Consider the following 26,851-nt stretch of genomic DNA (forward strand, 5'->3'; position numbering starts at 1 on the left):
CTGTTGTCGTCCCCCGGTCGCCGCGATGACCGCGACCGAGACCCGGCCCGTCGCGGCGACGGAGGACGGGGGCGATCTCGCCGACGTCCGGCGACCCTGGCGGCCGGCCGCCGTCCCGCCCGAGGACGTGCCGGACGAGTCCTTGCGGGACCTGTCCTACGTCGTCGTCGACGAGAACGTGGGCGTCCTCACCACGCTCGGCGTGAGCCCCTGGCCTGCTGCCGACGGTTACGGGCGGCTCCGCTTCGACGTCCCGGCCGACCGCGGTCACGTCGTCGTCCACCATGCCGAGCTGCACGACACGCTCTACGCGGGCTGGCTGAGCCGGGAGCCCCGCGTGGGGGATGCCTTCGCCGTCCGGATCGCCCCGGCCGTGGAGGCCAGGCTGGCCGCGGGGGACGACGTCTCCCTGGACGCCGAGCTGCGGCTCGCCGACGTGTTCGTCGGGGAGGTGTACGACGTCAGCGCCGAGGCCCGGACGGTCGCCAAGCTCGCCTACTACGCCGCGATGGCGCCGGTGGTGACCGAGGCCGAGGCGGTGACGAGGCGGCAGGCCGACAAGGTCCTCCGCCCGAAGGCCTCCCCGAAGCCGCACCACGTCCGCGCCCGCCCGTGGCGGGGCCCGGTCGTCCCGGCGGCCACTCCGGCTGTGGAGCCGCCCGGACGGCTCCCGGCCGCCCTGTTGAGACCGGCGGCGCCCGGCGAGTTCGTCCGCGAAGTGACCCAGGAGCCCGACGCCCTCGTCTACTTCCTCCTCAACGTCGGGGACGGGGACACCCAGGTGCTGCTCCTGCCGGCCGACCGGGAGAACCGGACACGGCGACGGGCGCTCATCGTGGACGTGGCCACCTCCACGAAGCTGCTCCGCCTGCTCGACTCGCTGACCGAGGCGGAGCTGCTGCTCGACCCCGAGGCGAACCAGGACGTCTTCCCCGTCGTCGTGGCCACCCACCCGCACGAGGACCACATCGGGGGGATGCCGCAGTTCCTGGAGCGCTTCGGCCGTGCCGGCCGGATCGGTGACTTCTGGGAGCCGGGCTACTACCACCCCAGTGCGACGTTCGTCGAGACGATGACGCTGCTCGAGGACTGCTCCATCATGCGGACCCAGCCGACGAGCGGCATGACGCGCTGGGTCGGCGACGTGAAGATCACCGTGCTGGCGCCGTCGGTCTCCCTGCGCGTCCGGTACGACTCCTACGGGGTCGAGGTCAACGACTCCTCGATCGTCCTGAAGGTGGACTTCCCGGCCGCGCGCATCGCGCAGCAACTGGGCGAGCAACGGCACGAGGGCAACCGGGGTTACCTCCGGCTCGACTCCCCGTGGACGCTCGTCCTGGGCGCCGACGCGCAGACCACCTCCTGGGCACACGTCACCGCCGACTTCCCGCAGCTGCACCGCCAGTACGACACGCCGCTCTACCGGGAGCTGGCCGCGGCCCGGGGAAGGGATCACCTCTCGGCGCAGGTGCTCAAGGTGTCCCACCACGCCTCCAAGCACGGGATCAACCTGGAGCTGGTCGAGAGGATCCACGCGGAGGTCGCGCTCGTCTCCTCGGTCTGCGGTGGGGGCAAGTACAACTTCCCGCACCTGCTGGCCACCGAGGCCATCCGGGAGGCCATGCAGCGGACCACGTCGAAGAACACCGCGCGGCTGCCGGACCACCGGCTCGGCATCCACTACACGGGCGCCTCCGTGCGCGAGGGGAACGGTTCCCGGGACGTCGGGTCGATCGCGCTCGTGTTCTCACCCCAGCGAAGGTCGAAGATGCGGATGTGGCGGTTCGGGGACCGCCCGGGCCAGCCGCTCGACCTGGACCGCGGCGAGCGGCTCGCTCCCGTCCGGTCGCCGCGCTGATCCGACCGGCAACGGTCGGTCAGGATCCCACCGGAGGTCACGACATCGGCAGGAGCGCTCGAGGGCGGTGACGAGGCTGTGACGGGACTGTGACGGAGTCCGGCCTAGCGTGGCGACGCGGACCGTTGCACCTGACGCGTCGACCCGCCCGACGTGGCCCCGCAGCCCGCAGGTGGGGCTCGCACCCGGACCCGCCCGGGGCGTCGGATGGGCAGGTCCTGTTGCGCCGGATCCCTGGAACAGGAGAGACCGATGGCCGGCTTGATCGCGAGAGTCACGTCCCCGAGCGCCCGCGTCTCCCTGGGCGACCTCGTCGCCGCCCCCCTCGGGCTGGACGTGTGGGAGGTCACGCCCGACCACCTGGTGCTGCAGGCCGACGAGGCACAGACCGCCCGGCTGGAGGCCATGGGCTACGGCGTCGAGCAGTTGCAGACCATCGAGCCCTATCTGTCCACGTTCGCGACCGACGCCGCCGTCACCGGCTACCACACGGCGGCGACCCTCGAGCAGGACCTGCGGCGCTTGGCCGAGCAGCACCCGGAGATCGCCGACCTCCACGAGATCGGGCGCAGCGTCGAGGGCCGGCCGCTGTGGGCCCTGCGCATCGGTGAGCGCCGGGGCAGCACCCGCAAGGTCGCCTTCCTCGGCTGCCACCACGCCCGGGAGTGGATCTCCGTCGAGGTCCCCTACCGGCTGGCCGAGTACCTGCTCCAGCACTCCTCGTCCGACCCCGTGCAAGGGTGGCTGCAACAGGGCGAGGTCTGGGTCGCCCCGATGGTCAACCCGGACGGGCACGAGTACACGCAGGTCCCGGCGAACCGGCTGTGGCGCAAGAACCGGCGCCGGAACCACGACGGCAGCATCGGGGTCGACCCGAACCGCAACTACGGCTACATGTGGGGCACGCTGAACGTCAGCACCTCCAGCCACGTCCCCGCCGACGACACGTACATCGGCCCCCGGGCCTTCTCCGAGCCGGAGGTGCGAGCGGTCCGGGACCTCGTCGCCGGACAGCTGTTCGGCGGCGTCCTGACGTATCACAGCTACTCGCAGCTGGTCCTCTACCCGTGGGGCTACACCCCCAGCCCGATCGAGGACGTGTCCGACCGCCAGGCCATGCGGGATCTCGCCGAGGACATGGAGCGGCAGATCCGCAAGGTGCACGGCAGGACCTACACCGCGAAGCAGTCGTCGAAGCTGTACCCGACGGCGGGGGACACCACCGACTGGACCTACGGCGAGTACGACGCCGTGTCCCTCACCGTCGAACTGCGACCGGCCACCTGGGAGGAGGGCGGCTTCATCCTGCCGGCCAGCCAGATCGACCCCTGCTGGGAGGAGAATCGGCCTGCAGCGCTGGAGTTCCTCCAGCGCGTCCTCGAGCGATCACAGGACGGTGTGCATGGGGACGAGTGAGGAGACGTGGATCGCGCGCCTGACGCCGGGACCCGGGAGCAACGTCGACGAACTGCTCGACATGCCCCTGGGCCTCGACGTCTGGGAGCGCCACGCAGACTCGCTCGTGGTCGTCGCCCCCGACAGCCGGCTCGGCGAGCTCGAGAGACGGCGGCTGGCACGCGTCGACCGCCTGACCACGACGGCGCAGTACCTGGCGCAGCAGCAGGACGGCCTCCGGCCCAGGAGCGAGGGCTGAGCTCCCCGGAGACGCCACGAGCGTCCCGCACACCCAGGGGGCTGCCATCCGTGCTTCGACAACCCAGCCCTCCCCGGCCGCGACCTGGCGACCGGATCCGGGCTGATCAACGTGTCGGCCGCCGCGGCGGCCATCTGACCGGCGCAGCGGGGAGTCGAGTGACGCCGGGCGGGATCCTGCGTCGAGGAGCCGAGACCGGAGCCGCAGACGACTCGCTCCAGCCTCGATCAGCGGCGCAGACCACACCTGTCACGGGTGCGCCGACTCCTACTGGGAGGAACTCAGTAGACGAGAAGAGCCGCCTCGGGATGTCCGGAGCCTCCGGCTCGGTGGGCGGTTCGAACCACCGAAGCAGGACCCTGACGACGAGGATTGTCGACCTTGACGTGGCGGTGACGTGGCGGTGACGCGCCCTTTCTACCCTGATCAGGCGTAGGGCCATTGTGGTTCTGCGAGCTACTCAGTCAGGGCCACTCTGTGAAGCACGTATCGAGTCCCCTCGCCCATATATGCTGGAAAGGAGTGCATCATGACCTGGAGTACCGTTCAGTTCGTCCAGGGTCCCGGAGAAGTGATCCATCGGATGACCGCGTTCTCCGGCATGACGGTCTTCGACGTCGTTGGCGCAGGACCGGAAGTCGGTTCGGGAGGGGTGATCGTCTACTTCCATGAAGTTCTCCCCGGTCCTGTTCATCGCGTTGGACTGCGTGTAACGGGTTCGCCCGTCACGGTGAGGATCAAGGGTGGTCTAGCCTGAACCCATGATGGTTGCTGGCCTGGAATGGCCATGACCACTGCGGTCAATCGGTAGAACGGCTAACCTCCAACGAAGGAGCAAAGTGATGAGACTGCGAGTTGTACGTGACCGCGATGGCCAACTCGTCTGCGCTGTCCCGCTGGATCGGATCAATCCGGATGAAGGCCTGGTCGAACCCGAATTGGGTGAAGGTCACCAGGCTGAAGACGTCGAGGTCGGGGCGGGTGAGTTGGCCGATTTGGAGCGGTTGTTGCAGAAGTAGGTCAGTGATCTCGGCGGTGCGGCGATCCACGAGATCGAAGTCGCGCGTCGGGATGGGCCTGGCCACCGCAGGCTGTGTGACCGTGATCTCCGCGCCAACCGGTGCCTTCGTTCAGGCAAGCAGGTGAAGAGCTGCGGCCGCTGGAAGGCGTTGTCGAACGTCGACCGCCGCCGCGGCGTGTCGTCGTGGCGGGCGCCCTTGTCGAGGAACACGAAGCCGGTCAGCACGGCGTAGCGGAAGCGGCGGTGCAGCGTCACGGCCTCGAAGAGCATGTCGCCGCGGCGCTTGACGAGGTTCCTCTGGAAGTCGTTCGACCGTCCGTCCCGGGAGTTGATGGTCCTGACGGAGCCCGGGGAGATCGGGCCGGAGTCTCCAGTCGACCACTCACCTCGACCTTCTTGGAGCCGATTCCGCCGGCCAGGGACGTTCCGCGCCGGAGCCAGCCGCCCACCACGCTGGTCGGCCGCTCGGGGATGATCTGCCGACGACGCCTGTGGAACCGGACCGGGGCCGGCGTCTGGCCCGCTCTGCACGAGCACCTGCTGGCCCACCTGCGCGCCCTCGGGGAGCTGGACCTCGAGGTCTGTGCCGTCGAGGGCTCGCACGTGCGCGCGCTCGAAGGGGGCACACGTCTCTCACCGGAGCCGTGAGTTCTCAGCGGCCGGTCCGGTAGGCGTCGCGGCGGTGGGCGACGTCGGGAACGGTGACGGTGTGGGTGGCTTCGTCGATGCGGTCGACGACCCGGTGGGTACCGCGGCGGGCACCGTGCCCGTCGTCGAGGGGTGGGCGGAGCCGCTTGCCGACACGGTGGAGGTCCTGCAGCAATGCGCCGACGGCGCCGTCGTCGGGGGCGGTGGGATCAGTCGGATCGGCGGAACGCAGCAATGGGGTCGGCGTCACCCCGCCGTGGCTGGCGGCGAGCTCGGCCAGCACGCCGCCGGAGCGGCGAGGGAGGCGAGCTGCCGGGGTCACCGACCAGCCGGGCAGCCGTTCCGGGTGGGCTGCCTCCTCAGCGGAGGTCCTCCGGAGGAGTCGGCCCCAGCAGGCGGGCGGTACCGAGCCGCACCACCTTGACGCCGCGGTGACGGGCGAGCTCGACCATGTCCGCCGTACCGCCGGGCCCGTCGCCCCCTCCGCCGTCCCAGAGCACGATCAAGGTGACGTCGGTGTCGGCGCGCGAGAGCGCGGTGTGGAGGATCCAGCGGGTGTTGCGCTGCCAGATGCTGTAGTCGCCGCGGACGCGGAGCCAACCCGGTAGCTCCGCGCTGTCCGACAGGACCTTCACGGCGCCGCGGTTGCAGAGCCGCCGGAACCGTTCGGTCCACTGGGCGCCGGCGTCGTTGACGGAGGCGGCGGCGAAGCTGTCGCGCGGGATCGCGAGCATCAGCGTGGTCGGTATCCCGGCGGCGTGGCAGGCCTCGTGGAAGAGGATGTCGCCGCCGCTCGCGCCGCCGGCGATGCCCTCGACCGCGCCGTCACCGGCCGCGGCCCGCTCGTCGGCGATCGCTTCCGCGATCATGCGAGCCGCTGCGTGTTCGGCGTCCTGCGTGCGCGGGAAGCGCGGGTGGGCGCGGTCGGGAGCGTCGACGCGGTGCCCGGCGAAGACGAGCACCCGCGGTCGCGGCACGTCCGGCTGCGGTGCCGGCTGCTCCGGCACCCCGAGGCCCTCGAGCGCCGCGGCGGCCGTCTCCGCGAACACCCCGAGGTCGCGGTAGAGGCGGATCTGCCGCGCGGCGGCCTCGGCGGCGAACCCTCCGCTGGTCGCGTCCGAGCGGCCCAGCGCCTCGGCGTAGGCATGCCGGATCCGCGCCGGGCGGTCGGAGGTCAGGAACAGGAGGTCGGCGCGCGTCAGCTCCAGCCACACGTCCGGTCCGTCGTTCCTGCGCAGGCGTCGCGCGGCCGCGGCGTCGAGCGATCGGCGGACCGCAGCGGCGAGCTCGGCCTCCGCGACGGCGAGCCGGCGGAGTTCGCGGTCGGCCGCGTCGTCGTCCTCGAACCGTTCGCTCCACACCTCGTGGTGGAGGTCGGCCAGCAGGCGGGTCACCCGGGTCAGCGCCAGGGCGTTGATGCCGGCGTACCAGTGGTCTTGGTCGGCGAGGAAGCCCTCGTCATAGGTCCTGCGCGCCTCGTCGAGCAGCGGCGAGCGCAGTGCGGTGACCGCCGGCTCGGCGCCGCCACGCCATGCGGTGCACCACTGCGTCTTCGTGTTCGACGCCTTGAGCGACAGCGCCTCAGCGCGGTCGTGGTCGTCGAGCGACGGGTCGGCGAGCACGCGTTCGATGGCCTCGGACGAACGCGCGAACTCGTCGAGTCGCTGGAAGATCGTCGCCAGCTTGAGGTTCGCCTCCGGGTCGCGCGGCAGCTCGCGGCGGATGGCCTCCCAGCTGGCCCGGGCGTCCGGCCAGGCCCTGTGGTCGAACTGTGCGGTGCCGATCAGTCGCAGGCCGGGGATCGCCCAGTCGAAGCCGACCGTCTCGTCCTGGAGCACGGCCAGCCGCGGCAGGTCGCCCTCGCGTGCTGCCTGCCTGACCTCCTCGGCGAAGTCCGAAGGAACGATCTTGAGGCGTTCGGGGTCGACCGGCCGGAGCGCCGGCAGCAGCGTGAACACCGGGCTGTCGGCGCGCCGGATCGCGTCGGTCTGCTCGATCGCGTCCCTCAGCGCGTCACGGGCTCGCGCCGGATCGTCCCGGTCGTACAGGACGTAGCGGTCGGTCCGGAGATCGAACGGCACCTCGGCGGCGTGAGCGCGGATCAGGACGGTCATCCGGTCACGCAGGGCGTGCCGGACGCCGAGCTCGTAGTAGACGTTCGCGTTGTGGATCGAGATGTCGGCGATCACGAGGTCGGCCACGAGCAGCCGCTCGAACACGTCGCTGCGGATGTTCCCGGCCGCCAGGATCTCGCCGGTGGTGCGGCCCGTGATCCCCAGTCCGTTCAGCACCGGGTCGATCAGGTCGGACTCCGTGCGGTCGAAGTCGATGCCCTCCTTCACGCCGAAGGGCCGGATGACGAACGCCCGCTTCATGACGCGAACGAGCCGAGGTGGGCCAGGCTGACGCGCTCGCCGAGCGCCTGGCCGGCGGTCTCGAGGTCGGGGAGGTTGGCGACCTCGTCCGTCTTCCTGAGCTGGTGCGCAGCGAGCCCGCCGAGCCCCAACTCCGCCAGTCCCGCGTCGGTCGGCTCCGCGTCGTACCGGGCGTAGCGGAAGGCCTTGCCGGTGTGGACGTCCAGCCGCAGCGGTGTGTCCTGGACCCGCGGATCGATCGGGATCAGGTCGTGCAGTTCACGGTCGGTGATGCCGCCGTGGCTGCAGCGTCGGTCTGCGGGCTCGGTCGCCATCCGGAACGACAGGAACGCGGGGTCGTCGTACGCGGTGGTGCCGCCGCCCACGAAGACGAACGACTCGTCCGGGTCGTCGGGATCCCACGAGTCGACCTCGGGCGGGGAGAACACCGGAGCCGCGGTGCTGGCGCGGACGAGTTGCCAGAGCGGGCTCCGGAGATCGCAGTCGCGGCGGGAGGGGGCGGTGTACCTCGCGGCCGGGGTGGAGCTGATCGGCCACGCGGAGTCCGTCGTCGCGTTGCGGGTGACGACCGTCAGCAGGCACCGCAGGTGCTCGGGCCGCAGGTCGGTGTCCGCGCCGAAGGTGTCCTGGAGCGTGGTGACCAGGCCCCCGTCGCCGTAGAGCGAGCGCCACGTCTGCCACAGCCGTCGGCGTTCGAACGCGACCGAGCCGAACCTCCCGTAGAAGCCGGCGATCTCCGCGCCCGCCATCCCGCGCGCCAGCCCGGTCGCGACGATCGCCCTCGTGCTCGTTCCGCCGATCAGATCGAAGAACGGGCACAGCCGGTGGTCCGGGTCGCCTCGGCGCTCGCGCAGCCGCTCCTCCAGCGCAGCCAGGACGCCGAGCGTGCTCACCCCGCGGATGCGACCGGGACAGGTCGCGTGCGAGCGCGCCGCCGGGTCGGCCTGCTGCTCGAGCGCGATCTCGCCGTGGCGGGTCCCGGCGGCCGCGGCGGCCGCGGCGGCTGCGGCGTCGCGGTGGACCCGGTCCCGGGTTCCCGCGAGCTCGGCCGGTGCGGCAGCCACATCGCCCGTCGCCGGCACCGACACCGGAACGCCCGCGTGTGTGCCCACCCGGCAACACCTACGCCACGGCCGTCACGGCGGCGTCACCGTCCTCCTCGCAACCGTGGTGTCCCGGCCACGGCAGCAGGCGGTTCGCCGAGGGCCCTTCCCCGCGCCCACGGCCCGGCCCTGACGGACCGGGACTGCCTCCGACAGTCTGTGGAGCCGCGGGAGTCGAGCCGTCGCAACGAGCCGCTCGAGCCGGGGAACGAGATCGTGCGGCATCCACCGCGACGCCGCCGCGCCACCCCGACGGCCCGCCCGACCAGCCGCGCGGTCGCGACCGGGCGGCGGGTGGGACGGGCCGCCCGGTCGTGCTCCGAGCAGCGCACCTGGCCGGTGTTCGCCGAGGAGCGCGGCCTGAGCCCCAGGCCGGCTCGCGCCATCCGGCGGCGCGCTGCGCCCGCAGGTGTCGGCGCGGCGGGCTCCGGGACCGCCGGGGTCGGCGACGAGGACCGGTCAGGCGTGGCGGTCGGAGGACGACCGGCCGAGCACAGCCTGCAGCGACCGTCTGAGGGAGTCCGGGTCGGTGACCTCCTCGATGCGGGTCAGCGGGGACGCGGCGATCCGGGAGGCGCGGGACCCGGCTGTCTTGTCTTCCTCTGCCGCGGCGGCGATGGCGTCGGCGGCGCGTCCCGTTCCGGCCAGCACGAGGACCGGCCTGCCGGCGGCCAGACTCTGCTCCACGTCGGTGTAGGTGATCTCGCCGCCGTTGACGACGAGCGTCGCGGACGCCTCCTCGCCGGCGACCGCGGAGGCGACGGCGGCGAGCCAGGGTGACTCGTCACCCCAGGAGCTCCCGGGCACGAGGATCACGTGCGTGTGGTGCGGCTCGAGCTCGGCCGTGTCCCCGCCGGCCGGCTGGTCGCCGTTGCCCACCGCGACCGTTCCTTCGGCGGCTACCCCGACGAGGGGGAATCCTCCACCGCCGGCTGACCGGGCCCGGCCGATCGCCCGCATGATCCCGGCATCGGTCCCGCCGTCGACCACGGCGCCTCGGCAGCTGACGAGGACCGGGATGACCGCGGATCGGAAGACCTCCTCCACGAGCCGCAGGCCGGTCTCGTCCATCCCGGCTGCGCCGCCGACCAGCACGAGCACCGGGCGACCCCGCGTGATGCCCAAGCGGTCGACCGTCTGTGGCAGGTCCCCTGCTGCGTCGACCCGTTGGAGCGGGGCGCTTCGCCCCTCCGCGGCACGGCCGCTCAACGCAGCCTCGCGCATGCAGAAGCGGTCATCCGGGCCCTCCTGCGGTCGTCCCCGTCCGGCACAGCCTCGCGTGGAGTATCGGCGCGCGGGTGCCTCCGGGCGACCGCTGGATCAGCCTCGCCCCCGAGTCCTGGGCTCCGTGGTCGTCGGCGGCACCCGCAGCCGGCCCCGGTCCGGGAAGCGACCGTCGTGTCGTTCGAGGTCCGGCTCGCCGCCGAGGGTGCCGGTGATCGACTCGACCACCGGGCGCAGGGACCCGAGGAGCGGCGCGCCGGGCCGGGGTTGCTCCCTGCCGCGGGCCGCGGGGTCCGGGGACCCTCGCCGTCGTCGCCGTGGACCGCGGCGACGAGGCGGAGACGGTGCCGCCGCTGGGTGAGGCCGGCGCCCTCGGACCGTCCTCCGCGACGGGGAGTGGACCCGGTCGGGGCTCCAGCGGCCGCAGTCCCACCTCGGCCCGGAGGCCGACGTACCGGCCGCCGGTACGTGGTTGACGGCGCGGTGACGGCACAGCCCCAGCATGGGAGCGACCGTGCTGCCCACGTCGTCGGATGGGGCGATCAGCGTGACAGGAGATCGGCGCACACCCGTGGCGTGCGACGCGTTCCTCAGTCACTCCTCGCAGGACCGAGACACCGCTCGCCGGCTCGAGGCAGCGCTGGAGGACGACGGCGTGAGCGTCTGGCTCGACGACTCCGAGATCTGGCTCGGTCGACTACTCGGACCCCAGCTGCAGCGCTCCATCCTGGAGTGCGGATCGCTCGTGCTGCTCTGGTCGGAGGCGGCCGCGGCCTCGCGCTGGGTGAACTCGGAGTGGCTGATGGCGCTGCACCAGCAGCGGCTCATCCTGCCGTGCGTCGTGGATGCGACACCGCTGCCGCAGTGTCTGGGGAACACCGTCCACCTGGACCTCCGCAAGGAGGGTGCCATGGCCAGCCCCCTGCTCCGGCGCGCGATCCGCGATGCGACCGGGGTACCGACGCCGCTGGCCCCGGTGGTGCGGAGCGAGTCGAACGAGCTGCGGGAGGTGATCACCACCATCGCTCACGGCCAGGAGGTCATGACCGGTCAACTCGGGAAGTCGCGCCAGGCTGCTGCCGATCTCCAGCGATCGCTCGACGACGTCATGGCGCAGGCCCGAGCGCGCTGGCCCCTCGATCCCATGATCGTGAACCTGGACGGCTATCACCTGAAGAACGCCTACATGCTCGAGCACTGGGATGCCATCCAGGCCGGTCGCGCCCCTGCCGATGAGCTGCTGTCGCGTGCCGAGCGGCGCTTCTTCGAGACCCTGTGGATCGATCCGATGGACCCTTCTGCACTCAACGGTCTCGGGAGCATCCTCCTGTTCGAACGGGACCTCCACGCCGCCGAGTTCTTCATCCTCGCCGCCATCCGTGCAGCCGAACGCCGAGGGGTGTGCGACTACCCGGCCGCCCAGCACGATCTCGTCCTCGTCCGGCGGTACCTGGAGGCGTGACCACATGGGTGGCGCCCCGTCCGCGGCCCCGGGAGCAGTGAGGTCATGGTCGGGCTGCGCGCCGCCCGTGCCGCCGCGCCGACCGCACCGGCGCACTCCGCAACGACTTCTCAGCCGCCGCTCGTCAGCCGTCGGCTCGGCTGTCGTCGCGGAGCTCGGGTCGGCCGTCTTCGGAGCGGTCCTGGCCAGTGCGGCTGCTGCGAGGGAGACGAGCTGCTGCCAGCGGTCGACCCCTTCGCGGGGATCGCCTGCACGCGATCCGGGCGCGACCGACCACTCTCCCTCCGGCAGAGGTGCGCCGTCGCGCGCGAGGAGTCGGGTGTCCGCTCCTGAGCGCTTCATCCGGGGCTCGCTCGCACTCGTCAGGTGGCGGAAGCGAGCTCGCGCGGCCAGGACGGCTCTTGTCGCGCTGCTTCGAGCGCTGCCTTGTTCATGTAGGCGGCCATCTGGAAGTCCGTGCCGGTGAGGACGTGGCCGGCGTCCCAGGTGCGCTGGCTGACGTACACACGGTTCCACACGTTGCGCCAGTCCGGATGGTGGTTGACCGCGTCAGCGCGTTGGGCGACCAGCATCATGAAGAAGAACGCGCGCCGGAAGTCCGAGAACTCGAACAGCTTGTACAGCTCCTGTCCTCCACCGGCCGTCTCCCCGGGCACCACGACCGGTCTGACACTCCAGCCGTCGACGCCTCCGCTCGCCAACATCCGCTGGATGTCCTCGGCCGTGAGGGGCGGCAGCAGTCGCTTGATCTGGTCCGGACGGGGAAAGCGTTCCGCATCCTCGGAGATCTCGGCGTCCAGGGTCTGAGCGACCCAACGGACGATGTGCTGGGCGTCCGCCTCCCACCGGGAACTGTCGAGCACGGTGGCCTGGACCCCTGACAGGGCGGCGATGGAACCGGGCAGTCGCTCCAGGCAGCTGAAGGCATTCTCGACGACGACCGGCAGCACACGGCCGGGCAGCGTCGCCAGGGCAGTCTCGACTTCCTGCCGGACCCAGTCATCGGGCTCGTCCAGACGGTCCGACTGTGCTGGGGCTCCACGCCAGTCGGGGCCGATCAGGACGAGGACCGCTGAGGACCGCATCAACTCGTGGTGCAGATGATCGGGCCAGGCGGCACCGGATGGGATGTCGGCCTTGTCGACGAAGACCGCGACCTGGCGCAGCCGGGCTTCGATGATCGCCTTGAGGACGTGCGCCTCCCTGGCCGTGTCCTGTCGCCGGTAGCTGATGAACACGCGCTTCATGGGGTCGCTCCGAGAGGTAGGACCGCGGTGACCGTCCGCACCGGCCGCCGCTCGCTGTTCTGGTCGCGGTGGACTCCGCTGAGCAGTCCCCCGGCGTGGCCCGACTGCGGTCTACTGCGCAGCACGGCCATGGCGCACTCCCCGCGTCCCCCCGGATGCCATCCTCCTCGCGGCGCCTCACGGGCCGTGTCCGTCAGCAGTTCAGCTGCGGCAACCGTCCGACCGGCGGCCCGGTCCTCGTGCGTCCGCCGCTTCGGACCGCCCGCCGAGGCCCCCTGCTCGCCACGCATCACCGCCCGTGCCCACGGCTCGGCCTCCTCGGCGGAGTCGAGGGCGGACCGGGCGAGGTGCTGGTCATCCGTGGTCATCGGGGTCCCCGGTCTCCGTCGACGGCTCTGCCCGCGGCCGGCGGCCGCGGATGTCGGCCAGCGTGGCGGCGAGCTTCTCGCGCGCGTGGGCCCTGGCCTCGACGCCGTCGCCGATCGCGATGAACCGGTGGCAGCGCAGGTTGAACGGAACCGCCGTGGTGTCGACCGCGAGGAGAACGATCTGCTTGTCGCGGCCACAGGCGAAACCCGCCTCGTACATCACGTTCGGGTTCACCGACCCGGCGTGCCGGCTGTCCCCCGGGCGTGCCGCGTGTGCGTACCGGTCGTCGGTGAGGTACGCGCACATGACGAACGACCGCGCGATCTCATCGAGCATCGTGTCTGAGATGGGGCCGGTCCTGTGCGATTCCTCCGACACCACGGCGCGCATCCCGGCAGCCTCGATCGCCGGCGCTATGACGTCCGCGTGGACCTCGGCGGCCTGCTCCTGGTAGGGCCTGCTGACGAAGCAGGGCAGTGCCGCCTTGTCAACCACCAGGTCAGCGACCTCGGAGGCCAGTGCGCTGACCTCCGCACCTGCCTCCAGATCGATCTCCCAGCGCCAGCGGTGCGCCATCCTGTCCGTGATCTCGAAGGTCTCGCGGATGGCGTCGCCGTCCCTCCTGTCATCCCAGATGTCCCGGGCGCGTCCTCCGGTGAACGGCAGTGGGAGGCAGGGGCGGCCGAGGGCCATCGCGAGGGTGGCCTGCTCCGCCGTTCCGTGCCCGCCGTTGATGCACACGACGACGTCGGCGGCGGCGGTCATCGCGAAACGTCGGGCCTGCCGGCTGCCGGAGCCGGGTGGGCAGTCGAGGGTCCCGTCGAAGGGCTCGCCGAGCGCCGTGTGGTCCGGTGACCGGAAGGTCACCACACTCCGCGGGAGGTCGCCGCCGTCCTCCGTGAGAGCCTCTCGTGCGCCGCGTACGACGGCGGCGTCCGCGGCCCTGCTGCCGGTCCGGCCCCCGGTGACGAGGACGACGGGTGTGTTCTTCGCCGCGGTGGTGCGCATCAGGGCCCTGCCCAGTTCGGTGGCGAAGTGCAGCACCCGGTCGTCGGTCACGTCGTGCCCGCCCGCGACGAGGACCCGCACCCCGTCGGGCAGGTCGGTCCGGGTTGTGTCATCCCCGGCCGTTGACCGCGCGGGCGGCGTCGTGGTCACGTGCCCTCCTCGATCTGCAGGAGGCCGCGGGTCGGTCTCCCCGGTGTCGTCCAGGGTGAGGTGGGGGCGTCACGTGACCGTCACCGGCCGTCCGCCGGTGGCCCCTTCCCTGCCTCGGTGGGACGGGCGGCGACGACGGCGGGAGGTCGGTGCGGTCGACGGCGAGCCCGTGGAGCGACCTCGACCCGCTCTCCCACGCCGCCCGACCACCGGGAGGGCGGGCCGTTCCACGGGGGCGGCACGATGACCGACGGGACCTCGACGGCCGGGAAGCGAGCTCGGGACGGTCCGGCGGGTCCCCGTGGGCCCGGTGCGCAACACGACGCGAGGCGGGGTCACGGCACCGGCCCGGGCAGCTGTCCGGTGCGGCAGGAGGACGCCGAGCCCCTCGACGGGGTGACCCTCGGCAGCAAGCCTGCCGGTGCGGTGACGGTGCGGTGACGGCCCCGTGCTGGCATCTGCCCCACCGGGAGGGGGACCGCGAGTCCGACCTGCGCGGTGACGCCGCCGCTGACGCGACCGGGAGGACTGACGTGGACGCCGACATCCTGGAACCCGCCTCGACCCCAGGGGCCGGTCCGGGGCCGGACGGTGCGCTGGACCTGGTCTGGCGCCGCCACCGGCAGTGGTCGATCGCGGCGAACGCCGCGCGGGCCCGCCTGGACCGGTGGCGCCTGTGGAACCTCGTGCTGCTGGTGCTCGGGGCACTCGCCGGTGCCCTGGCGGCACAGACGTGGTTGGCCCGGGGCGTGGCGACCGGCTCGGCGATCGCTGCCGCGATCGCGCTGGGCCTCGCGGGCATCCTCCAGGCGAACGCCTTGAACGCGGACCAGACCGCCCGGTGGACGCATGCGCGAGCCGCCTCCGAGGCGCTGAAGGCCGAGACCTATCGCTATCTGATGCGGGTGGCGCCGTATGCGGGACCGGACCGGGCGCAGGTCCTGCAGGCGCAACTGGCGATCGTGCAGAGCAGGACGAAGGCGCTCGTGGCCGATCAGCAGGAGGCGACCCCCGACGACCGCCCACTGCCGGCGCTGCGCACCGTCCAGGAGTACGTGACCGTCCGGGCGCAGGGTCAGGCCACCTGGCACCGGGACAAGACCGTGGAGCACCAGCGGCAGGCCCGGAGCCTGCGCTTCTGGCAGCTCCTCGCGACCGGGGTGGGCGTCGTCCTCGCGGCCGTCAGCGGGTTCGTCCCGTCCTGGCCTCTCTCCACGTGGACGGCGGCCGCGACGACCGTCGCGGCCGCGGTGGGGGCTCAGCTGGCTGCGACCCAGCACCAGCGCATCGCGGCGGCGTACGCCGCGACCGCCGAACAGTTGGAGCGGCTCGTCGCCCTCTTCGCCCCCGCCACCGCGACGCCGGCCGAGCAGGCGCACTTCGTCGCCGAGGTGGAGCGCGTCCTCGCGGTCCAGAACGAAGGCTGGACGGATCTGTTGAGTCCCCCGCCGGCGCCGGAGGCGGGGGAGCCCCCTCCGACCTGAGCGTTCCCCTGCCCTCGGTCGCGATCGGTCCAGCACCGCAGCCGAGTCCCCTCCTCGCTGCCGACGGCGGAGCCGCCCTGGCGCGGGGGGCGGCGGAGAGGACCTGCGCCGGGTGGGGTCCTTGCGCCGGCGTCGGACGGACGTCCCCGGTTCCCCGGCATCGCGCGATGACGCGGCGGTGACGCCCGTTGCGGTAGACATCCGGCTCGCCGCGGCCGCTCGAGTCCTGGGCTACGGAGACGCTGCGCATCCGAGGAGGACGGCGTGCCGAGTCCTGTCCAGCGCGAGGGCGACCGGTGGCCGGTGGACGGCGACCCGCGCGACGATGCGCCCTCGCAGCCGGCGCTCCACGCCATCGGCCGCCGTCCCGCCACCGGACTGGTGCAGCGGCAGGCCGCGGGGCACCGGTGTCGCCGGGGACCCGTGCCGTGACGGCGCAGGGGTGCGACGACGTCCCACGGCGGTGCGCGATCCCGGCGGGGTCCGCGGTGGAACCCGGATGCTGGTGCCGCTGATGGCGATCGTCTTCATCAGTCACAGCAGTGCGGACCGCGCGCTCGCCGAGGAGCTCGCCCGGCGGTTGCGGGACCAGGGATACCACGCACTCTTCCTCGACTTCGACGTCGCCGACGGGATCGCGGCAGGGCGCGAGTGGGAAGGCGAGCTGTACGCGGCGCTCCGCCGCTCCGACGGGCTCGTCTTCCTCGCGACCGCCGCCTCGGTGGACTCCCGGTGGTGCTTCGCGGAACTGGCGCTGGCCCGCTCGATGAACATGCCCGTCTTCGCGGTCCGTGCGTCCGACGGCGCTCGACTGAGCTTGATCGACGACGTCCAGTGGGTCGACCTCGCGGAGGGGGAGCAGGCGTACGCCCGTCTCTGGGCCGGGATGAAGCGCGCCCGCCTCGATCCGGCGGAGTCCCGGTCGTGGGACCCGACCCGCTCCCCGTACCCGGGCCTGCGAGCGTTCTCGGCTGACGACGCGGCCGTCTTCTTCGGGAGGAGCGAGGAGACCCGCCAGCTCTCCGGCCTGGTGCAGCCGACGCTGCGGTACGGATCCGGGCGGTGGGTGACCATCGTGGGCCCCTCGGGGAGCGGCAAGTCATCCCTCCTGTGTGCGGGCCTGTTGCCCGACCTGGCCGGGTCACCCGAGCGCTGGGTGGTGGTCCCCACGTTCGTGCCGGGACGCCGCCCCACTCACCAGCTCGCCAACAGCCTGGCCCTCGCGCTCGCCGCCCGTGGCCGTCCGTGCGACGCCGCGGACCTCGAGCGCCGGCTCGCCGACGCCTCGGGCGGCAGCGCGGTGTTGATGGAGGTCGCCCGCCAGCTCAGCGACGCCGCCGGCAGCACGTCCCCCCGCGTGCTGCTCGTGATCGATCAGGCCGAGGAGGTCATCAGCCGCGCCGGACAGCACGAGCAGCACGCATTCCTGCGGCTGGTCAAGAACGCCACCGGTGAGGACAGTCCCCTCTGGGTCGTCTGCACCCTCCGCTCGGAGTACCTCAGCACGGCGCCCGAACGAGCCGGCCTGGGGGAGGTCACCGACGAGGCGCTGGTCCTCGAGCCGCTCAGCCGGAACCGGCTCTCCGAGGTCATCGCGAGGCCCGCGCGCCGGGCCGGACTGGAGTTCGACCCCGGCCTGGTCGAGCGGATGGTCGAGGAGACGACCGGGGGAGACGCGCTACCGCTGCTCGCCCACACGCTCTACGAGCTGGCGCAGCGAGCCACCGCGGACCAGCGGACCCACATCCGGTCGACGGACTACGAGCTGCTGGGCGGGGTCGTCGGCGCACTGCAACGCCGAGCCGACCAGCTGCTCGCCGAGCTCACCGCCCGCGGCCACGGGAAGCACATCCTGCCGACGCTGCTGAAGCTGGTGACGCTCGACCAGGACGGCGAGCCCGTGCGCCGCCGCCTCACCCGATCGACGCTCGACGCCGACGAGCTCCAGGTCGTGGATGCCTTCGTCGACGCCCGCCTGCTGAGCAGCGGACGAGGAGGCGGCGACGGGGCCGACGTCACGGTCGAGGTGACGCACGAGGCGCTGCTGCGCCGGTGGCCACCGCTCAGCCAGGCCATCGAGGACTCCAGGACCTCCCTCCGCATGCGCTCGGAGCTGGAACGGGAGGCCGCGGACTGGGCCGCGGGCGCACGGGAGGAGTCCTACCTCCTGCGCGGATCGCGGCTCGCCGCGTTCGACGAGTGGGTCTCTCGGGACGGGATCCATCTCGGCCGGCTCGAGGCCGGCTTCCTGGCGGCCAGCAAGGAGCTCGCCTCCCGGGAGCTCAAGGCCGTGCAGCGCTCCAACCGCCGGCTGCGGCAGCTCCTCGCCGCGGTCGCCGCCCTGCTCCTGATCGCGGTCGTCGCCGGGGGCATCGCCGTCAACAGGACGATGGAGGCCGAGCTGCAGGCCGACACCGCCCTGACCCGTCAGCTCATCGCCCAGGCCGCGGCGCTGCGTCCCTCGCAACCCGATGCCGCTCTCCTCCTCGGCGTCGAAGCCGTCGAGCGCGCGCCGTCCGGCCTCGAGCGGGATGCGCGGGTGACCCTGCTGGAGACGCTCAACAGGCCCTTCCACGTGACCAACCGCCACCTGACCCACGCGGACGCCGTCCGGACGGCGACGTTCAGCCCGGACGGCGCGCTGCTCGCCACCGGTGGCAACGACGAGCTCATCACGCTGTGGGACCCGGCCACGGGACGGCAGCGCGGCCGGCCGCTGTCCGGGCACACCGACTGGGTGCAGGGCCTGGCGTTCAACCGGGACGGGACCACGCTGGCCTCGGTGGGCCACGACGGGACGATCCGGCTGTGGGACCCGGCCACGGGCACCCCGCGCGGTGCACCGCTGGGGGGCCACACCGAGCCGGTGAGCGGTCTCGCGTTCGGCCCGGACGTGTCCCTGCTGGCGACGGCGGGTGAGGACGGCACCGTCCGGCTGTGGGACGTCGCCACCGGGCAGCAGCGCGGTGAGCCGTTGATCCGCCAGGACACCGAACTCTGGAGCGTCGCCTTCAACGCCGACGGCTCGCTCCTGGCGACGGCCGGCGCCGACGGTCAGCTCCGCCTCTGGGACGTCGCGACCGGACGTCCGAGTGGCGAGCCGTGGAGCGGTCACGACGGTTGGGCGATCTCGGTCGCCTTCCACCCTGGCGGCTCGCTCCTGGCCACGTCGGGGGCGGACGGCGTCGTCCGGTTGTGGGACGTGGTCTCGCACGCGCCGGTCGGTGAGCCGATGGTCGGACACGTGGGGGAGGTCAGTGACATCGCCTTCTCCCGCGACGGATCGCTCCTGGCCTCAGCCGGCCGCGACGGCACCGTGCGGCTGTGGGACGGTGCCACGGGCCGACCCCAGGGCGAACCGCTGACCGGGCACTCGAACGCGGTGCGGTCCGTGGAGTTCAGCCCGGACGGCCGCAGTCTCGCCTCGGCCAGCTTCGACCACAGCGTCCGGCTGTGGGAGGTCGCGACGACGTTCCCCGGGAAGCGGTCGCTGTCCGCCCACGGGGGCCGGGTGACAGACCTGGCCTTCAGCCCCCACGACCCGGCACTGCTCGCGACCGCTGGTGCCGACGGCGCGCTCCGGCTCTGGGACACGAACACCCGTGAGCAGCGGGGAGCGGCGCTCGTGGGCCACGACGGGTGGGTCACCAGCGTGGCGTTCAGCTCCACCGACGACTCGCTGTTGGCGTCGGGAGGCGCCGACGGAGACGTGCGCCTGTGGGACGTGGACACGGGCCGGCCGCGAGGGGAGCCGTTGACCGGCCACACCGCCGAGGTCGGAGGCGTGGTGTTCAGTCCCGACGGCGAGGTCCTCGCGTCCGCGGGCAGGGACGGCACCCTGCGACTGTGGGACGTGGCGAGCGGCCGGCAGCGCGGCGACGCGCTGACCAGTCCCGGCGGGCAGGTCCTCGACCTCGTCTTCGTCGGCGACGGCAGCACGATCGCGGCCGGCAACGAGGACGGCAGCGTGCGGCTCTGGGACGTCGCCACCCGGGAGGAGCGCCGGGAGCCGTCGACCGGCCACACCGGCTGGGTCCTGAGCGTGACCTACAGCGCCCGGGCGGGGTCGGTGGCCTCCGGCAGCGGCGACGGCACCATCCGGCTCTGGGATGCCGAGACCGGCGAGCAACGGGGTGACACGCTGGTGGGGCACCCGCACGAGGTCAACGACGTGACGATCAGCCCCAGCGGCACGACGCTCGTCTCCACGGGCAAGGACGACACCGTCCGGCTGTGGGACGTGGACAGCGGCCGGCCGATCGGCGAGCCGCTGGCCGATGACGCCGAGCCCGTCGCCCTGGACTTCGACCAGGACGGCTCCGTCGTCGCGGTGGGCAGGGGCGACGGGCTGGTCGAGTTGTGGGACATCCGGACGCCCACCCTGGTCCGCGAGGCGTGCGAGACGGCCAACCGCAACATGACCGAGGCCGAGTGGACCGACCTGGTCGGGGCGGCACACGAGTACCGGAAGACCTGCCCGAAGGCGGGCGGCTAGCCGCCCGCCGCCGACCTCGTCGAGAAGCCCTGATGCCTGCCTTCCGCGCCGATCCCGCCAGGCCCCCCCGGACGGGCCCGGCCGGAGCCACGCCGGGCGCGCACGCCCCGGCCGACCGGCGCGGCCCCTCCAGCCGCCTCACCGTGCTGTTGCTGATCTCGCTGACGGGCACCGGGGCGGTCCTGAGGTTCGCCGGCATCGGCGACAAGAGCATGTGGATCGACGAGACGTTCAGCGTCTGGGTGAGCGGGCAGCCGCTCGGGGACCTCTGGCGCACCACCGTGGATCTCGACTTCCACCCACCTCTGTACTACGCAGTCCTCCACGCCTGGCTCGCCCTCGGCGACGGGGAGGTGGCGGTGCGGAGTCTGTCCGCGCTGCTGGGCGTCCTCACCCTGCCCGTCGTCTTCCTGATCGGCGAGCGTCTCGGAGGGCGGGTCCTGGGGCTGGTGAGCACGGGGTTGCTCGCCGTGTCTCCTCTGCAGATCGCCTACGCACAGCAGGCCCGGATGTACACGCTCATGACGCTCTGCGCGGCGGTGTCCATCCTGTTCCTCGTCGTCCTCGTCGATCCACGCGCCGACGCGGGGCGCTCGTGGCCAGGACGTCTCGGCCCCGCACTCACCTGGGGCCTGTTCGTCGTCAGCACGGCGCTGGCCATGTCGAGCCACAACACGGCGGTGCTGCTACCGCTCGCGATCACCGTCGCCGTCGGGATCGAGCTGGCTCGGTCCGCACCTCGGGGGACCGGCGGTCACCCCGACCGGCCGCTCCGGATCGGCTCGCTCCGGGATCCGCTGCGCGGCGTGGTCGGGGTCGCCACGGGTCTCGGTGCCGCCGGGGTGCTGTGGGCCCCGTGGCTGCCGTACTTCGTGGCGCAGGCGCGCCGCGTCGACGAGGAGTTCTGGATCGAGCCGCCGACGCTGGCCACGTTCCTCCAACACTGGCACGACCTCGTCAACGCGTACGGCCCCGAGGGTGCCTCTCGGGACTACGTCCTCGCCGGCGTCCTCGTCCTGGTCGTGCTCGGCGTGCGGCAGCTGCGGGGGGGACCCGGAGCGGGACTCCTGCTGCTGGTGCTCGTGCCCGTGGCCGTCGAGCTGCTCGTCAGCCTGCGCCGACCGATCTTCTTCACCCAGACGCTGATCTGGACGTCCATTCCCCTCAGCGTGCTGCTGGCGGCCGGGATCCTCCGCCTGCGGATCCGGCCCCTCGTCTCGGCGGTCTCCGTCGCGATCGTGCTCATCAACGCCGTCGGCATCCGGGGATACCAGCAGGACGACGGGAAAGAGGCCTGGCGTACCGCCGCCCAGTACGTGGCGGAAATGGTGGAACCGGGTGAACTCGTGCTCTTCAGTGCAGCATGGGCCCAGATACCCTTCGATTACTACTACGCGCGGTTCGGCGGGCCACCCATCACGCAGCGCGGGCTCCCGGTCGACGTACTCGAGAGCGAGGTGATCGAGATGAGGATGACCGGAGCCGACCTGCCACGACTCGACCGGTTGACGAGTGGACGGCCGGCATTCTGGGTGGTGTACAGCCACGATTGGTACACCGATCCGGAGGGAATCGTCCCCGCCCGGCTCGCCGCCACGTTCCAGCCAGCCGGATCGCGTTCCTTCACCGGCGTCACGGTGACCCGGTACCGCGCCGCACCGGAGTGATCGTGCGCCGCCTCGCGATCAGGAGAGCGCTCACCTCGCCGCCGGTCGGCACCTGGCTCCGCGGCGAGCCCGACCCGGCCGGCGACGAGGCGGCCGTCGTCCTGGCGCCCCACTCCGCCCGGCGGTGGCGACCCGGACTGACCTGCTTCGTGCTCGCGGCGGCCTTCTCGTTGCTGCTCACCGCCTGGCTGCGGATGCTCGACCCGCGTACCGGCCCCATCGGCTGGTACGCGTCCGTGGTGTGGACGCTGCCGATCGTCCTGACGGCCCAGGGGATGGCCGGTGGGCTCTACGTGAGACGCCTGGTGACCCGCCGAGAACGGGACGAGACCGAGGTGGCCGTGTCGTCCCAGCCGCTGATCGTCGTCGTCCCGACGATCGGCCGGGAGGACACGCACCGCGCCCTGACCCGGGTGCTCACCTCGTTCTGCGCTTGTCTGCCGGCCTACTTCCGCTGCCTCCGCATCGACGTGGTCGTCGACGAGGGCTGCGACACCGAGACCGAGCTCCTGCGTCTGACGTCCGCCCATCCGCTGGTGCGGGTGGTCACCGTTCCCCGCGACTTCCGGACGCCGCACGGCACGAGGTTCAAGGCCCGTGCCATCCACTATGCCCACCTGCTCCGGCAGCGTGACGGCGAAGCCGTGGACGACGCCTGGATACTGCACATGGACGACGACACGAGCCTCAACCCGTACACAGCGGCGGAGATCGCCCGCTTCGTCGAGTGCCAGCGCAGGGCCGGGCGCGACGGACGACACCTGGCCCAGGGCATCCTGGCCTATCCGCGCGAATTCGCGCGCAGCCGCCTCACCTGGTACGCGGATGCGGTCCGGCCGGGGTGCGACATCAGTTTCTTCCCCATCACGACCGGGCGCGGGAGGCCGCGCATCGGGCTGCACGGCGAACTGCTCCTCGTGCGCGCCTCGGTGGAGGCGCAGATCGGCTGGGACTTCGGTCCCCGGACGATCGTCGAGGACGCCGAGTTCGCCATGCGTTTCTGCGACGCACATCCTGGCCGGAGTGCGTGGTTCCCCGCGTGCTCCTACGGCGCATCGCCCGCCAGGGTGAGCGATTTCGTCAAGCAGCGCGAGCGCTGGGTCTGGGGTCTGCTGGCGCTGTTGAGACAGGATTCCATCCCGCTGCGCAGGCGCGTGCTGCTCCTGCCGACCATCGCATTGTGGGTCGGCGCGCCGTTCGCCAACCCCATCGTCCTCATATCAGTCGGGTTCCTGCTCGGTGACGCGGACACGACGCCGGTGCACATGGCGGTCGGTGCGGTCTGGGCGGTCAACTTCGGTTTCTACGTGTGGTTGTACTGGGAGGGGTTCAAGATCAACGTCCGCTGGTCGGTGGAGGACCGGATCCGCTGGTGGGAACCGGCTGTCGTGATCGCGGGAACCCCCGTCTTCGCCGTGCTCGAGTGCCTGGGCATCGCGTCCGGCCTGACGCGGTTCCTCGGTGGCGGGGCGATGCGCTTCACGGTCATCGAGAAGCCGCTCTGACACGAGGACGTCCGGGTCGGCGAGGGGGCGCGGGCGAACGGACGGGGGTCCTCCACCGTCGCCTGCGGGGAGCAGCGGCCGGTCGGTGCGCGTCCCGACGGTGGGCGACGTCGAGGACGTGACGGTGCGGGTGTGGTCGTCGACGGGTGGACGACCCGGTGGTGCCCGGGCGGGCGCTCTGCCGGTCGACCAGCGGTGGGCGGAGCCGCTGCCCACGGCGCCGGCAGTGCTGCAGCGGTGGACCGACCGCGAACTCGTGGGCGGCCGCGGTGACGGCTCGGCATGGTCGTCCGCCCTGCAGGCTGGACCCGGTGTCTCACCACCGGATCACCGACTCGCCGGCGGAACCGCGCACGGGCGTCGTCGCTGATCAGTGCTGGCTGTGGACGCGGCCGGCATCCACAAGGGCGTCTGGTGCCGACCTCTCGAGGCGCACATACTTGCCGACTTCGATGTAGCTGATCCGGCGCTCGTTGATGAGCCGGCGGGTGAACCGCTCGCCGGTGCCGAGGTACTCGCCGGCACGCGCGACGGTCAGCAGCGGGCCGCGATCAAGAGCCTGCCCCTGCGCCGCTTGCCTCGTCATGCCTCGGAGCTTCGTCGGCGTCCTCCAGTACGCCTCCGGTCGTCCTGCTCCGGCCGGGCAGTTCGGCGCCGCGATGTCCGGTGTGACGGTCGGTGCGCGCCGGTCGTCGGCCATGGTCGACCGGCTCTGCGTTGTTCACCCCCGCGGTGGCTCGGGTGCTGCCGGACGTGCGGTCGGCGGCGGGCCGCCATCGATCGTGCGCCGCCGGAGCTGTCTGCGGCATCGATGGGCAAGAGAAGGGCTGGCCGTCATGCCCGGATCGGTGCAATCGCGTCGTGCGCGGGCGTCTGCGGCGAGTTGGCGGGCGGCGATGACGCTGGCGGGTTCGTCGGTGGTCATGCGACGCGGAGGTTGGCCGGGTCGATGGCCGCACGGGTGCGGCTGCTCAGCAGCCGCACGATCCCCGCGTTCGCGAGCATCAAGAGGCCGACGGCGATCGGGCCGACGATGAGCAGCGGCCACGCGTCGACGGCGGGAGCCGATCCTGGGGTCGCGCTCAGGGCCCCGTAGCCGAGCCCGCCGATGAGCAGGCCGCAGACCAGAGGTGCGATCGTCGCCGCCCGCAGCCGCCGCCGCTGCACGACCTGCAGCGTGGCCACGTCGGCGCCGACGGCGGCCATCGCGGCCAGGGCCCGGCGCGTGGTGAGCAGGTCGTCGACCGCGGCCAGGGTGAGGGTCGCTAGTCCGGCCAGTCCTGCCAAGCCGGCGGCGACGGCGGCCAGCACGAGCCCGAGGAGGGAGCCGCCGGAGCCGAGGGCGGTGCCCTCACGCAGGGTGATGCCCAGCAGCACGGTGGCCACACCGGTGGTCAGGCCGGCACCCAGCAGCACCCCGGCGGCCCGTCCCGCGGGTCCCGCGAGGGTGCGCAGTCCGCCGGCGGCCAGCACGTCCGCGGTGCTGCTGCGGCGTCTCATCCTGGCGGCCTTGCCCCGGACCCAGGGCGTGCCGCTGCCCAGCGCGGCCAACAGCAGCAGCGTCACCGCGGCCGACATCAGCGCCACCTGCACCTGCCGGTCGGCGATCTGGCTCAGTCGCGGAACGGCGAGCATGCCGGTGAGCGCCACGGCCGCGAGCGCCACCCACCACCAGCCGCGAAGCGGACGCCGGCGGCGTCCTGTGCTCAAGCGGGCGCCGGCGGCGGCCAGCCCCGCGGACACCGGTACCAGGCACGCCCAGGTGAGGAGGTCGGCCGGTGCCAGCGCGGGCAACAGCCGGCTGGCCGCCGGCTGTGCGGGTCCGAGGACCAGCCACAGCAGCAAGTAGGCCGGCCCGGCCAGCAGTCCCCCCGCCGCGCCGGCGACGGCGGTCTCGAGTGCGCCCAGCCGCCGCAGGTCGCCCGGCGTGGCCCCCACGGTCGCCAGCGCCCGGTCGCGGCGGTGGCGGCGCGCGCTGCCGGCGGACACGGCCTGCCACGCCAGGACCAAGGCGGTGGCGGCGACCAGCAGCACCGCGGTGGCCACGCCGATGCGGGTCTCGGCGCTGGTGACGATGCTGGCGAAGCGGGGGTCGTAGGAGACCTCGTAGACGTCGGTGGTGTCGGAGGGTGGGAGGGCGAAGGCCGGCACTCGGAACAGCGCTCCGGTGGTCAGGACCAGCGCGCCGGCCGCGCCGGTGCCGCCGGCCACCAACGCTGCCCGGGTGCGGGAGGCCCGCACGCTCGGGGCCGCCAGCTGCCACAGGGCGGCAGGCCTCATGACAGACCTCGTGGCAGGGCTCATGACAGGGCCACCTGGTGGGCGATCGCGCCGCGGCGCAGCCGGATCTCGCGGTCGGCGCGGGCTGCGACCGCGTTGTCGTGGCTGACCAGGACCACCGACCCGCCGGCCTGCACCGTGGTGCCCACCAGCAGGTCCAGCAGCGCCCGCCCGGCGGGGGTGTCCAGGCTGGCGGTCGGCTCGTCGGCCAGCAGCAGCTGCGGCCCGGTGACCAAGGCGCGGGCGCCGGCGGCCAGTTGCGCCTGGCCGCCGGACAGGTCCGCCGGCATCGTGTCGGGTCCGACGTCCAACCCGACCCGGTCGAGCCAGCCGTCGGCCGCAGCGCGGGCCTCGGCCGGCCGGTGGCCCTCAAGCAGCAAGGGCAGCGCGACGTTGTCCCGCACCGACAGATCCTCAACCAGCTGCCCGAACTGCAGTACCAGGCCGATGTGCCGGCGCCTGAACCGTGCGCGCGCGGCGTCGTCGGCCCCGGACAGCTCGGTGCCGGCGACCACGACGCGGCCGGACTGGGTGCGCAGCACTCCCGCGGTCAGCAGGAGCAGGGTCGACTTCCCGCAGCCGCTGGGCCCGGTCACGGCGACGACCTCCCCGGGTTCCACGCTGAGCGACACGTCGCTCAGCGCCTGCGTGCGGCCGTAGGCATGGCTGACACCGGACAGCTCGACCGTGCTCATGCGCGGTTCTCCTCCTGATCGGGGTGGACGGTCTGCCGGCCGTCAGGGGCCGGCAGCAGGTCGGTGGCCAGCTCGAGCCAGCGCAGGTCGGCGTCGAGGTGGGCGATGAGGTGTTCCCGGACCAGTCGCTCGGCCGCGCCAGCGCCCGGTGAAGTGGCCTGCAGCTCTCGGATGCGCCGCAGGTGCGCCGCTCGCTGGCGGGCGACGAACCCGGCGACGTCGATGCCGGTGTGCAACGCGGCCACGGTCTTTCGGACGATCTCCTCCGCGCCGACTCCGGTGGGCGCTGCAGGCTCGGCCAGCCAAGCCCGCAGTCGCGCGGCCCCCTCGGCGGTCAGCGCGTACACGGTTCGCTCGGGGCCGCCCTCTACGCGGGTCTCCACGACTTCGGTCAGCCCATCGCGCTGCAGTCGCGCCAACGTCGCGTACACCTGGCCGTACGGCAGCGGCCGGGTGTCCGGGAACCACGAATCGTGCTCCTGCTTGATGTCGTAGCCGTGCCGCGGCGAGCCCGCCAGCAAGGCCAGGTGGAGCTCGGTCAACGACATGCAGGATGTCTACACCATGAGTAGATACTTGGTGAATAGATGAGTCGCGTCGCGGACC

Annotated in this window: 21 protein-coding genes and 1 pseudogene; 11 read left to right on the forward strand and 11 right to left on the reverse strand. The window is 72.6% G+C overall.

Annotation, left to right across the window (positions count from 1 at the left end):
• Positions 1-25: 25 nt before the first annotated feature.
• From ACI78U_RS06760 to ACI78U_RS06775, 4 genes are all read left to right on the forward strand, one after another.
• On the forward strand, positions 26-1,858 hold the full coding sequence (locus ACI78U_RS06760) for a ComEC/Rec2 family competence protein (RefSeq protein ID WP_456874520.1): 1,833 nt from the start codon (positions 26-28) through the stop codon (positions 1,856-1,858).
• A 252-nt stretch (positions 1,859-2,110) separates the two neighbouring features.
• Positions 2,111-3,274 (forward strand): M14 family metallopeptidase, encoded by a 1,164-nt coding sequence (locus tag ACI78U_RS06765; RefSeq protein WP_456874521.1) that lies wholly within the window; start codon positions 2,111-2,113, stop codon positions 3,272-3,274.
• Complete coding sequence (locus tag ACI78U_RS06770; RefSeq protein WP_456874522.1) at positions 3,261-3,512, forward strand: hypothetical protein; 252 nt, start codon at positions 3,261-3,263, stop codon at positions 3,510-3,512. Before ACI78U_RS06765 ends, ACI78U_RS06770 begins: the two co-directional genes overlap by 14 nt.
• 529 nt (positions 3,513-4,041) lie before the next feature.
• Entirely contained in the window at positions 4,042-4,269 is a 228-nt protein-coding gene (locus tag ACI78U_RS06775) for a hypothetical protein (protein ID WP_456874523.1), read from the forward strand.
• Positions 4,270-4,312: 43 nt separating this feature from the next.
• Here ACI78U_RS06775 and ACI78U_RS06780 read toward each other — a convergent pair whose 3' ends face one another.
• On the reverse strand, positions 4,313-4,597 hold the full coding sequence (locus ACI78U_RS06780; RefSeq protein ID WP_456874524.1) for a hypothetical protein: 285 nt from the start codon (positions 4,595-4,597) through the stop codon (positions 4,313-4,315).
• 371 nt (positions 4,598-4,968) lie between these two features.
• Between ACI78U_RS06780 and ACI78U_RS06785 the strand changes: the two are divergent.
• Positions 4,969-5,178: pseudogene (locus tag ACI78U_RS06785) on the forward strand (IS5/IS1182 family transposase); the annotation flags it as partial.
• Positions 5,179-5,185: 7 nt separating this feature from the next.
• On the opposite strand, the gene ACI78U_RS06790 reads toward ACI78U_RS06785, so the two are convergent.
• The 4 genes from ACI78U_RS06790 to ACI78U_RS06805 all read right to left on the reverse strand — a co-directional run bounded on the left by ACI78U_RS06790 (position 5,186) and on the right by ACI78U_RS06805 (position 9,784).
• On the reverse strand, positions 5,186-5,464 hold the full coding sequence (locus ACI78U_RS06790) for a type II toxin-antitoxin system RelE family toxin (RefSeq protein ID WP_456874525.1): 279 nt from the start codon (positions 5,462-5,464) through the stop codon (positions 5,186-5,188).
• A 76-nt stretch (positions 5,465-5,540) separates the two neighbouring features.
• On the reverse strand, positions 5,541-7,556 hold the full coding sequence (locus tag ACI78U_RS06795; RefSeq protein WP_456874526.1) for a tetratricopeptide repeat-containing protein: 2,016 nt from the start codon (positions 7,554-7,556) through the stop codon (positions 5,541-5,543).
• Entirely contained in the window at positions 7,553-8,620 is a 1,068-nt protein-coding gene (locus tag ACI78U_RS06800) for a patatin-like phospholipase family protein (protein ID WP_456874527.1), read from the reverse strand. The genes ACI78U_RS06795 and ACI78U_RS06800 overlap by 4 nt, the downstream gene beginning before the upstream one ends.
• A 498-nt stretch (positions 8,621-9,118) precedes the next feature.
• On the reverse strand, positions 9,119-9,784 hold the full coding sequence (locus ACI78U_RS06805; RefSeq protein WP_456874528.1) for a hypothetical protein: 666 nt from the start codon (positions 9,782-9,784) through the stop codon (positions 9,119-9,121).
• 601 nt (positions 9,785-10,385) lie between these two features.
• Here ACI78U_RS06805 and ACI78U_RS06810 point away from each other — a divergent pair.
• Positions 10,386-11,345 carry a toll/interleukin-1 receptor domain-containing protein gene (locus ACI78U_RS06810; RefSeq protein ID WP_456874529.1) on the forward strand — a complete coding sequence of 320 codons (960 nt, stop codon included), beginning with the start codon at positions 10,386-10,388 and terminating at the stop codon, positions 11,343-11,345.
• A gap of 362 nt (positions 11,346-11,707) precedes the next feature.
• On the opposite strand, the gene ACI78U_RS06815 is transcribed toward ACI78U_RS06810, so the two are convergent.
• Complete coding sequence (locus ACI78U_RS06815) at positions 11,708-12,592, reverse strand: 4a-hydroxytetrahydrobiopterin dehydratase (protein WP_456874530.1); 885 nt, start codon at positions 12,590-12,592, stop codon at positions 11,708-11,710.
• Positions 12,593-12,946: 354 nt separating this feature from the next.
• A complete protein-coding gene (locus ACI78U_RS06820) occupies positions 12,947-14,119 on the reverse strand; it encodes an SLOG cluster 4 domain-containing protein (protein ID WP_456874531.1) in 1,173 nt (390 codons plus the stop codon).
• 533 nt (positions 14,120-14,652) lie between these two features.
• Here ACI78U_RS06820 and ACI78U_RS06825 point away from each other — a divergent pair.
• From ACI78U_RS06825 to ACI78U_RS06845, 5 genes are all read left to right on the forward strand, one after another.
• Complete coding sequence (locus tag ACI78U_RS06825) at positions 14,653-15,603, forward strand: DUF4231 domain-containing protein (protein ID WP_456874532.1); 951 nt, start codon at positions 14,653-14,655, stop codon at positions 15,601-15,603.
• Positions 15,604-15,867: 264 nt separating this feature from the next.
• A complete protein-coding gene (locus ACI78U_RS06830; RefSeq protein ID WP_456874533.1) occupies positions 15,868-16,035 on the forward strand; it encodes a hypothetical protein in 168 nt (55 codons plus the stop codon).
• Positions 16,036-16,102: 67 nt separating this feature from the next.
• Positions 16,103-20,098, forward strand: a complete 3,996-nt coding sequence (locus ACI78U_RS06835) for an nSTAND1 domain-containing NTPase (protein ID WP_456874534.1) — start codon at positions 16,103-16,105, stop codon at positions 20,096-20,098.
• Positions 20,099-20,241: 143 nt separating this feature from the next.
• Complete coding sequence (locus ACI78U_RS06840; RefSeq protein ID WP_456874535.1) at positions 20,242-21,765, forward strand: glycosyltransferase family 39 protein; 1,524 nt, start codon at positions 20,242-20,244, stop codon at positions 21,763-21,765.
• Between the two features lie 2 nt (positions 21,766-21,767).
• Positions 21,768-23,270: a glycosyltransferase family 2 protein gene (locus ACI78U_RS06845; protein WP_456874536.1), complete on the forward strand. Its 1,503-nt coding sequence runs from the start codon at positions 21,768-21,770 to the stop codon at positions 23,268-23,270.
• 370 nt (positions 23,271-23,640) lie between these two features.
• On the opposite strand, the gene ACI78U_RS06850 is transcribed toward ACI78U_RS06845, so the two are convergent.
• The 4 genes from ACI78U_RS06850 to ACI78U_RS06865 form a co-directional block, all read right to left on the reverse strand.
• The gene (locus tag ACI78U_RS06850; protein ID WP_456874537.1) at positions 23,641-23,970 is read right to left on the reverse strand and encodes an excisionase family DNA-binding protein; all 330 of its coding nucleotides are present in this window, start codon (positions 23,968-23,970) and stop codon (positions 23,641-23,643) included.
• A gap of 221 nt (positions 23,971-24,191) precedes the next feature.
• The gene (locus ACI78U_RS06855) at positions 24,192-25,550 is read right to left on the reverse strand and encodes a hypothetical protein (protein ID WP_456874538.1); all 1,359 of its coding nucleotides are present in this window, start codon (positions 25,548-25,550) and stop codon (positions 24,192-24,194) included.
• Positions 25,551-25,570: 20 nt separating this feature from the next.
• Positions 25,571-26,245, reverse strand: a complete 675-nt coding sequence (locus ACI78U_RS06860; RefSeq protein WP_456874539.1) for an ABC transporter ATP-binding protein — start codon at positions 26,243-26,245, stop codon at positions 25,571-25,573.
• Positions 26,242-26,793 (reverse strand): PadR family transcriptional regulator, encoded by a 552-nt coding sequence (locus ACI78U_RS06865; RefSeq protein ID WP_456874540.1) that lies wholly within the window; start codon positions 26,791-26,793, stop codon positions 26,242-26,244. Before ACI78U_RS06865 ends, ACI78U_RS06860 begins: the two co-directional genes overlap by 4 nt.
• Positions 26,794-26,851: the final 58 nt, after the last annotated feature.

This window comes from Geodermatophilus sp. SYSU D00710, from assembly GCF_054050195.1.